We start from the raw sequence: 9217 nt of genomic DNA, 5'->3' as shown, positions 1-9217 counted from the left end.
GTCCTCCATAAGGTAAAGAAATATCATTTATTAAAATAACCTCTCCACCTTCATCAACATAATTTAAAGCAATTGCATAAATTGCATCTATTAAATAACTCTGTCCCCAGTGATTATGATCATCCTGGTAATTTGGTGGCCCATGATGATATTGTGTTCCCCCCACTTTAATATAATCAGGGTAATCATATAATAAAATCAATCCGGGAACCCTTACTGTTAAATCTGCACTATCTGAAATTTCCTGTCCTTTTGCAATTATCCTCTCTATTCCTCCAAATTGAGTCGCATAATAATAAGTCCTGAATTCTCCATTTTCATCTGTATTACCCTGATTCTGTTCAAACCTACCAACAGGTCTATTGCCATCATGGTCATGTCCCCCACTATAAGGAACAGCTCTTGCTGATAAATTTATAGGAAAATCTCTTAAAGGCTCCCCTGCTTTTGTTTTAACTTTTATAATTACCTCTGTTCTATTTCCATATTGAGGTAAGTCTGGAATATCATCAGGCATTACCTCCTGTGGATTCAAAACCACATCCATAAAAGGTTTTCCCACAATAACAGAAACTGAATCAATATCCTCATTTCCTGAATAATCTCTTATACATGCAATAATTCTATAACGTTTCCTGTAATCAAAACCAAAATTACAGGGAATTGAAAAAATTGACGGATAACGTAATCGGTAAACAATAAAACTCGTATCCCAGACTTCTTCTTTTTGTAAATATTTGCCCTCCTTTAAAACAGGAACTGAACTTACTGTCAAATTTACCTGCGCCCAATGATTTTCAAGAATCTCTAAAAGAATATTACTCCTACCAATCACTGTATCCCCACTGGAAGGAGAATAAATCTTTAAACTTACATAGTTATCCCTTACCTCAAAACTATCCCTTTTTAAAAAATATAAAGAACCACCTGCAGGATGCCTCCATAACTCAACTTTCCATTTTCCCGGATAAAAACTTGTAGGTAAAAACCTCCTTGGATCAGAAGGGTCATGAACCCTTATCCCCCATCCACCTTCAAAATCATTCATACCACTTCCACATACAACAAATCTAATCCATCCTTCCCTCCCCCCACGCCATATATCTCTTGCGAAATACTCCCAGTAACTGAGACAGTTTGCTGTATCTTCATAAGTATGGGTCCAGTAAGCACGAACCGCTCTTACATAATTACCAGTAGGAGCCCCAGTTAAAGTATCATTATCAGGTAAATAAAAAAACCAAAAAATTGTATCAGAAATATCCCAATTATAGGAAATTATATTATAAAAAATAGGAAATGTATCTGTTACATAAATGAATCTTTTTGGATAAAAATAATAACCCCCTACATAAAAGTTATCTGAAGATTGATAAATCCTTTCCTTTAAATTTTTACTCCCAAAAAACGGAACTATAGTTGGAGAAGACCTTTTTAAAGGAATTTCTATCTGAGTTTGACTCAATATGATTAAAAAATAAATTAAATTCATTTTAACTGCCCTCCATTTTTATAAATTTACCTTCTTTTTTTATCCCATTAAACTTAAGAATGTAAAAATATTCTCCATCTGGCAAAAAGGGAAAATAATAAGTATATTTCCCCTTTTTCATTATTTCTTTTTTGGAAAATACTTTCCTTCCAGAAACATCATAAATATCTATTTCAAATACCCCATCTTTTTTAAAGAAAATATTCAAATGAGAAAAAGAAAAGAAAAACTTGAAATCCTCTTTACTTTCCTTCAAACCTCCTAACTTTTCTTTTTTATAATTAAGTTTAATAATTTTACAACCTATTATCTCCCCCTTTTTATCTTTCACAGAAATAATAACTTTATCAGAATCAGACTTTATAACCTTATAAGGAACAGCAATTTCTACCTTTTCATCTTTCCTTATCCTGTCAATAAAAATATTTTCCTTTTCCAACAAAACAGTATTCCTCAAAGAGAAAAATTCCACATTAATTCCTCTTAATTCTACTTCATCTTCATTTTTTAAAATTAATTTTAACTCCTTTGTATTAGAAATTATAACCAGAAAAAGAATAACTAAAAAATACATATTAACTCCTTTATATTTTCCCTGAGCCGGATTTCAACCTTTTCCTCAGGGTCCTATTATATATATAACAATTTAGAAAGCCTTTTCGGTTTTTTTTTTTTTTTTTTTAACGAATCTGGAAGATGATAGAGTAAAAAATGATTGGGGCAACAGTGAGAATGAGTATTGAAGGAAATAAAAGACTTATAAAAGTTATACTGATTTTTTTTAACTCAATAAGATTACAAGAAATTCCCCTTTAAATCTTTCAACATAGGCATTTTTCCATAAAATCCTTTGCACTTCCTCTTTAAAAATTTGTAAGCCTTAACTTTAAAAAACATCTTTTGCTATATCCTCGCCTATTTTTCAAAAAATTTGATAATCTCTCTTAATTTTTCCCTATCATTATTTTTTACACTTTTTTTCTTTTTCATATTTTAATCCTAATATCTTTTTAAAATTTTTCAAAGTTAAAATAAATAACAAAGGAACAGAAAAATTTTGAGAAATAATAGAAGATTTTATTTTGTCAAAAATATATGTTTTTAAACTAAATTTTTTTATTTTGTTTATTAAGATTGCAATTTTTATAAACTAAATTTTATAATTTTATTGGTGGGAGGTGAAGTATGAAGGGATTTTTTAAAATATTTTTAGGGTTTATCATAATCTCAGGGGTAATATATGCCTCTGAAATAAATGAAAAGAGAGTAAGGTGGATTTTAAGTAAATATAAAAAATCAGAAAATAAAGAACTCTTCCTAAAAAATATTGAAAAAGAACTTCTAAATCATCCTGATGAAGAGATAAAAAAAGCACTGGAAATAATCAAAAACAATAAAGTTGAGGAATATCTGAAAAATTTTGAAAAAGATAAAAAATTAAAAGAAAAATAAAAGGGGGTATAAATGGAGAGATTAATTAAAATTTTAATTCCATTTTTTATCTTTTCTTCTTTAAAGGGAATAATAATTTTAAGTGAAAATTTTGAATCTAATTGGGGGCCCTACGGAAATAATCCACCTACTGGATGGTCAATTATTGATCAGGGAAATGAATCTCCTCCAACCTGGAATACCAATGATTGGTATAAATATAACTACGGAGGAACACAGGGAAATATTGCAAGGGTATATTATTCTCCTATAGAAAATCAAAAAGAATGGCTTATAACCCCTCTTCTTGATTTTTCAGGTGCAAGTGCATGTTCTCTTTACTTCTGGAATTATTATGACGATTACTCAGGTGACCAAACTGACACTGGTTATGTCCTTTTAAGCACTGATGGTGGGAGCACATTTTCAAATATTATAGCAATTTTTACTTATGATGATTTAGGAAATATAAGAACCTATGATCTTTCTTCCTATATCGGTCAAACTAATGTGAAAATTGCTTTTAAATATGTGGGTAATAATGATTGGGAATGGGGTATAGATAATGTAGTTGTTACAAAGACTATTTCAAAACCTAATGATGTGGGAGTAAAAATCCTTTCATTTACACCGATTAATCTTATAGTGGGCAAAAATATTACAATAAGTGCTGTAATAAGAAACTATGGAACAAATAATCAATCAAATGTTCCTGTCAGATGTAAAATAAAAAGGGAAACAGATGGAACATGGGTATTTAATAATTTGAAAACTATTCTTACTCTACCTTCTGGAGCAGAAAGTACAAAAGTATGGAATTATACACCTCTCATCAGTGGAGAATATTATGTAGTGGACACCACAGAATTAACAAGTGACGAAGTTTCAGGAAATGATAAAAAAACAGGTAGATTTACAGCAATACCTGTTATTGTTCCTGATTGGTCAGATAATTATGACTTACAAGGTAATCCAGGCGGATGGACTCACAGTGGAATTTATGATGAGTGGGAATTAGGCACTCCGGTGAGAGGACCTGGAAGTTCCTATTCACCACCAAACTGTTTTGCCACAGATTTAGATAATACCTATGAAAATAATTCAGATAATTACCTTTTTTCACCTTATATTAATTTAACTTCCTTTAATCCTTTAAATGATTCTGTTTTCATTTCTTTTTATCATTTTGACTCCCTTGAAACAAACTACGATTACATCTATATTCAAATTTCAAAAGATGGTGTCAACTGGAATGACTTAGATACATTAACAGGTTATACAACCTCATGGGTGCTCCATACTCTCCTGATTCCACCAACATATTATGGAGATACTATAAGAGTGAGGTTCAGGTTAAAAACAGACGGAAGTGTTCAAAAGGCAGGTTTTCATGTTGATAATTTCAATGTATTTTACAAATTATCTCCACCTTACATTTATCCTCTTGGTACGGATTCTGACGGAAATTATACAGTATACTGGTCAAAGGTTAAAAATGCTGACAGATACGCTCTATGGGAATTCTCTTCTCCAACTCTTCTTTTAAACGACCCCTGTGATAATCTCAATAACTGGACAACTGATTTCTTTATACCTACTGGTGAGACGGCTTTCTCTGAGGGATACTGTTTCTGGTCAGGAGAAAATACAAATAATTACTCTTCATATATTTCAACTAAGGTTAGTTACTTTATAGAAGAAGGGGGGAAAGTGGAATTCAATACAAAATACTCCCTTAGTTCCAATGATGTTATTTATTTTGAAATTTCAGATAATAACGGTATATCCTGGAATGTGCTTTGGGAACAAAAGGGTGGTAATAGTAACTGGATAAAAAAGGAATATTCCCTTATCAGTTATGCTGGAAAATCAGTTAAATTTAGATTTAGATTTATTGGAGACGCAACAGATGATCCTGGGTTTTATTTTGATGATTTTAAAGTATGGTCCTTTTCTTCCAAAACACTCATATCTAATAGCATAACAGATACCTTCTACAATATCACAGGAAAATCACCCGGAAAATATTTTTATGTAGCAAGATCAATCAAGAATTCACCTTATAAAGAAAGTAAGGATTCAAATTTAGAAGATATAATTGTGAGACCGTCAAATCTTTCTCCATCAATAACAATAACTTTTCCAAACTCTAACATAAATGCTGATGGTTATGTATGGATAAAATGGATTGATGAAGATTTAGATGATGATGCAGTAATATCACTTTTCTATGATAATAACCAGGCAGGATATGATGGAACTTTAATTGTCTCTGGAATTTCTGAGGATTCCCCATCAGATTCTTTCAGGTGGGATACCAGAGGTTTAACACCAGGAAATTATTACATATATGCTAAAATCTCTGATCAATTCACAACAACTAATAGTAACTACAGTTCAAGAATAAGACTTCAGGCACTAAATCCTCCAGCTGAGCAAAATCCAACTGGTCTTGATACTGTAAAGAATAGATGGGTAAAAATAATAGCTACCGATAACAATTCTGATGGCTCAATTGCTCACTTTTCAAATGAAGAGGGTGATACTGCTGTAACTTCAGATGATAGTTTAAACATACTTTTTGGGACATCTTTTTCTCCCTGGAGTTCTGATGCAGTTATAAGAATTGATGGACAGAATTTTATCTATGCAAAACCCGGTGAAGGGGTAAGGGAAGTGGCTTTGAAAAGATTAATTGGAAATCAAAATATACCAACAACACAGCCAAATAATCCGGTTATGCCAGATAATTCAACAGGGCTAACTCAAACCTGGTGGTATAACGGTGTTTCTGTAAGACAGGATCTTATATTTGCCTATGGTTACTATTCTTATGGTCCAGCCTGGGGAAATTCAAGACAGCATTATGATCAGATTCTAACAAGGTATACATTTAAAAACAAATCTCTTTCACCAAAATGGGTGGGATTGAGAATTGAATGGGATATAGAAATAGATGAGTATGATGGAGCAATCATAAAACCTGAGAATGAATCCATTTTTCTTACAAAGGAAAAATTTTATTCACCTAATCTCAATAACTTTTTTGTTTGTCAGGATTCTATACCAGGTTCTCATGAGACCCCACTTGCAAGAACAATTGGATATTTAAAAGATTTTGGTGTAGCAACCAATCCAGATGCCCTTGCAATAATTCACTGGTTTCACCCCAACACATATCCAGGATACTCTTATCGTGTTGATTCATCAAGAGCTATTGGGACAGATTCAGCAATTTTATTATGGTATTACCCTGTTGCACTAAACCCTGGTGATTCTATAACCTTTTCAACCTATTATGGCTCTGTGAGATATGATATACTAAAACAGCTGGGTGAGGAAGGAACCTTCTTTATACTTATTCCACAGGGAAATTCAGTTATTTTAAAATGGAAAAGTATTACAGGTGAATATTTTGAAATTTTCAGAAAAAGAGAAAACACTGATTATGAAAAAATAGCATCCCTTCAAAAAGGAAATAATACTTACAAGGACGAAAACCTTCAAGAAGGTGAATATACCTATAAGATTGACATAAAAGAAAAGGGAGAAACAATAAAAACCTTAGGACCTTTAACTGTTTATATTAAGGGATTAAAGTTTACTATAACTGATCCTTACCCAAATCCCTTTAAAAAATTTTTTTCTTTCAAAGTTTTTATACCTGACAAAGGAGAATTTCTTTTAGAAATTTTTGATAATTCTGGGAGAAGGATTCACCTTAAAAAATATCTCATTAAATCTCCAGGAATTTACAAAATTACATTAGACACCGATGAAATAAAACTTCCCAAGGGAACATTTTTCTTAAAGGGTAAATACAAAGAAAAAGAAATAATAAAAAAATTAATAAAAATTTGAATCATATATGTTTACTTTAATTTTAATATTATCAATGAATTCAGATTATTATTACAGAGGTTTTTCCGAGAAAGACGAGATTAAAGAATTAAGAACTGAAAACTCAAAATTATTTAAAAATAAAAAAGGGAAACTGGTTCTTAGAATCTTTTCAAGGACAATTCATTATTTGGATGAAAACGGAAATTTTGTTGATATACCATTTAATAATTTAACCAAGGATACCTTAATCTATCCTCAATTTAAAAATCAGCTTCTTGCACCAAAAGATAGTTCTGATGGTTCATTATGCGGAGAGAATGATGGGTTTTTCTGTCTTTTTGATAACTGCTCAGGATCTTGTGATATTGGTTGCGGATATTACATATGGATTAATGAAGCCTATCTTATTAATGGATTTGTCCTTTTTAACACATCCTCAATTCCTGACAGTGCAAACATTGATACCATAAAACTTTCAATGAACTGTGTAAATCCTGGAACACCTTTTTCGTGCACAGCAAAACATGATATTGTAGAAATCAGAACCACTCAGACTTTCAGTAATGGATGTGATTTATATATTGATGCAATAGATGGAGATCAGTATATATCTGATTACTGTCCCTACACAACAGGAATAAAAACATGGTTATTATCAGATGAATCCACTGACTCTGCAGCTCTACAAATGAAAAGACTACTTCCAAAGGACTGGTTTGCAGTGGGATTATCTGGTTGGTCAAGTGCCTTTGCATCAAACTCGATTGGATACCAGAAAGGTAGTGCAAATATTGATGTGCCTTTAGGAAATATGGAAAGTTATTTTATCGCACTTCCTTTTCCAACAAAGGTTATATTGAAATGGTATTCAGAATCCTCTGAAATACTTTATTTTGAGTTAAGGAAAAATCAAGAATTTTTAACAAGAATTCAAAGAGAAGGAAAAATTTATAACTACATAGATGAAAATGTTAAAGAGAATGAAGTTTATACTTATACACTTATAGGACATTACAATAAAGGAGATTCAAGAATCTTAAACAAAATAAAGGTAAGAATACCATCTCTTCCACCCTATGATATTAAAATTTTAAATTCTTTATCTGATTCCAGACTATTTTTAAAACTCTCTATCCCTGAGAGAAAAACTGTAAAAATTGAAATAATAAATGTTCTCGGCCAAAAACTCTCAGAAAAATACCTCAATTTAACCCCTGGGAATTATATTATACCTGTTTTATTACCTGATATAAGAGGAGTATATTTTTTAAAAATTTCTCATGAAAGAGAAGAAAAAATTCTAAAAACAATAAAAATTCTAAGATAAATTAATAAAAGTTGATTTTTTTATTATGGAACCATTAATATAAAAAAATCGTCTTAAAGTATATGAAGGATAAAAAATTTAATGAAATTTATAGTAAAATGAAAGAAAAACTTTTAAGATATGTAAAAAGTATTGTCTATGACAGGGATATTTCAGAAGATATTGTCCAGGAAAGCTTTATAAAATTTTATGAGAATATGGATAATGTGAAACATCCAAGTGCTTTTTTATATAAAGTGGCAAAAAATAAAAGTATTGATTATTTGAGAAAAAAGAAAAGGGAAAAAGAAATACCCCTTGATGAAGAAAAGGAACCCCTTATTAACAGTCAACCTGTTAAAATATACCTTTTAAAATCAAAAATTGAAGAAGAGATAGAAAAAATGCCTCCTGTTTTAAAAGATATATTCATTTTAAGAGATGTCTATGGATACTCCTATGAAGAAATTTCAAAAATCTTAAAAATACCAATTGGAACAGTAAAATCAAGAATATCAAGGGCAAGATTTTATTTAAGAGGGAGGCTCAAAAATGTCCTGTAAAAAATTCCTTGATAAAATTTCCCTTTATATTGATGGATATTTAAATAGCAAAGAAAAAGAAGAAGTTGAAAAACACATCAATATATGTGAATCTTGCAAAAAAATTTATGAGGATATAATGACAATTAAAATTATAACACCCTCCCTGAAGGATAGATTTCCATATGAGATAAAAAGGGAAAAAAGAAATTATTTGAGATTAGCCCTTACTTTTGCCCTTATAATTTTAATAATTCTCGGAATAATATTTGAAAGTAAAATATTTGAAATAGGTAAGGTTAAAAGTATAGCAAAAAAACCTATCAAGGAAAACACAATAAATAAAAGGGAAATTGAACCTGTAAAAATTTATTATACTGACACAATTTACGAAGTTTCTTACGAGGAGATCCTACCTTGAAAAAATTCATTTTAAGTTTAATTTTCATAAATCTTTTAAACTCACAGAATCTTAAAAAAATTGAAGATGAAATAATTGAATTATATAAAAAAATTTCACCTTCAATTTTTGAATTAAAATTTAAAAATCTCTGGAGCACAGGATTTTCTTTTGAAAAAAATAGAATAATTACAATTTTACCA

The 9217-nt window shown here is 30.4% G+C and carries 8 protein-coding genes; 6 read left to right on the top strand and 2 right to left on the bottom strand.

Features of this window, described 5'->3' with window-relative positions; all coding sequences use genetic code 11:
- A partial coding sequence (locus ABIN73_10020; GenBank protein MEO0270062.1) for a hypothetical protein occupies positions 1-1492 on the bottom strand: 1492 nt, incomplete at its 3' end.
- Position 1493: 1 nt separating this feature from the next.
- A complete protein-coding gene (locus ABIN73_10015) occupies positions 1494-2066 on the bottom strand; it encodes a hypothetical protein (protein MEO0270061.1) in 573 nt (190 codons plus the stop codon).
- Between the two features lie 611 nt (positions 2067-2677).
- Between ABIN73_10015 and ABIN73_10010 the strand changes: the two genes are divergently transcribed.
- From ABIN73_10010 to ABIN73_09985, 6 genes are all read left to right on the top strand, one after another.
- On the top strand, positions 2678-2944 hold the full coding sequence (locus tag ABIN73_10010; GenBank protein ID MEO0270060.1) for a hypothetical protein: 267 nt from the start codon (positions 2678-2680) through the stop codon (positions 2942-2944).
- A 12-nt stretch (positions 2945-2956) separates the two neighbouring features.
- The gene (locus tag ABIN73_10005) at positions 2957-6784 is read left to right on the top strand and encodes a choice-of-anchor J domain-containing protein (protein MEO0270059.1); all 3828 of its coding nucleotides are present in this window, start codon (positions 2957-2959) and stop codon (positions 6782-6784) included.
- A 7-nt stretch (positions 6785-6791) separates the two neighbouring features.
- On the top strand, positions 6792-8093 hold the full coding sequence (locus tag ABIN73_10000; protein ID MEO0270058.1) for a T9SS type A sorting domain-containing protein: 1302 nt from the start codon (positions 6792-6794) through the stop codon (positions 8091-8093).
- Between the two features lie 62 nt (positions 8094-8155).
- Positions 8156-8635 carry an RNA polymerase sigma factor gene (locus ABIN73_09995; GenBank protein MEO0270057.1) on the top strand — a complete coding sequence of 160 codons (480 nt, stop codon included), beginning with the start codon at positions 8156-8158 and terminating at the stop codon, positions 8633-8635.
- The gene (locus tag ABIN73_09990) at positions 8625-9035 is read left to right on the top strand and encodes a zf-HC2 domain-containing protein (GenBank protein MEO0270056.1); all 411 of its coding nucleotides are present in this window, start codon (positions 8625-8627) and stop codon (positions 9033-9035) included. The genes ABIN73_09995 and ABIN73_09990 overlap by 11 nt, the downstream gene beginning before the upstream one ends.
- A partial coding sequence (locus ABIN73_09985; protein ID MEO0270055.1) for a hypothetical protein occupies positions 9032-9217 on the top strand: 186 nt, incomplete at its 3' end. The genes ABIN73_09990 and ABIN73_09985, both read left to right, overlap by 4 nt.

Source organism: candidate division WOR-3 bacterium (assembly GCA_039804025.1).
GTDB lineage: Bacteria > Hydrothermota > Hydrothermia > Hydrothermales > JAJRUZ01 > JBCNVI01.
Note: the sequence above shows the minus strand (reverse complement) of the source record. Positions and strands in the feature narration are given on the sequence as shown.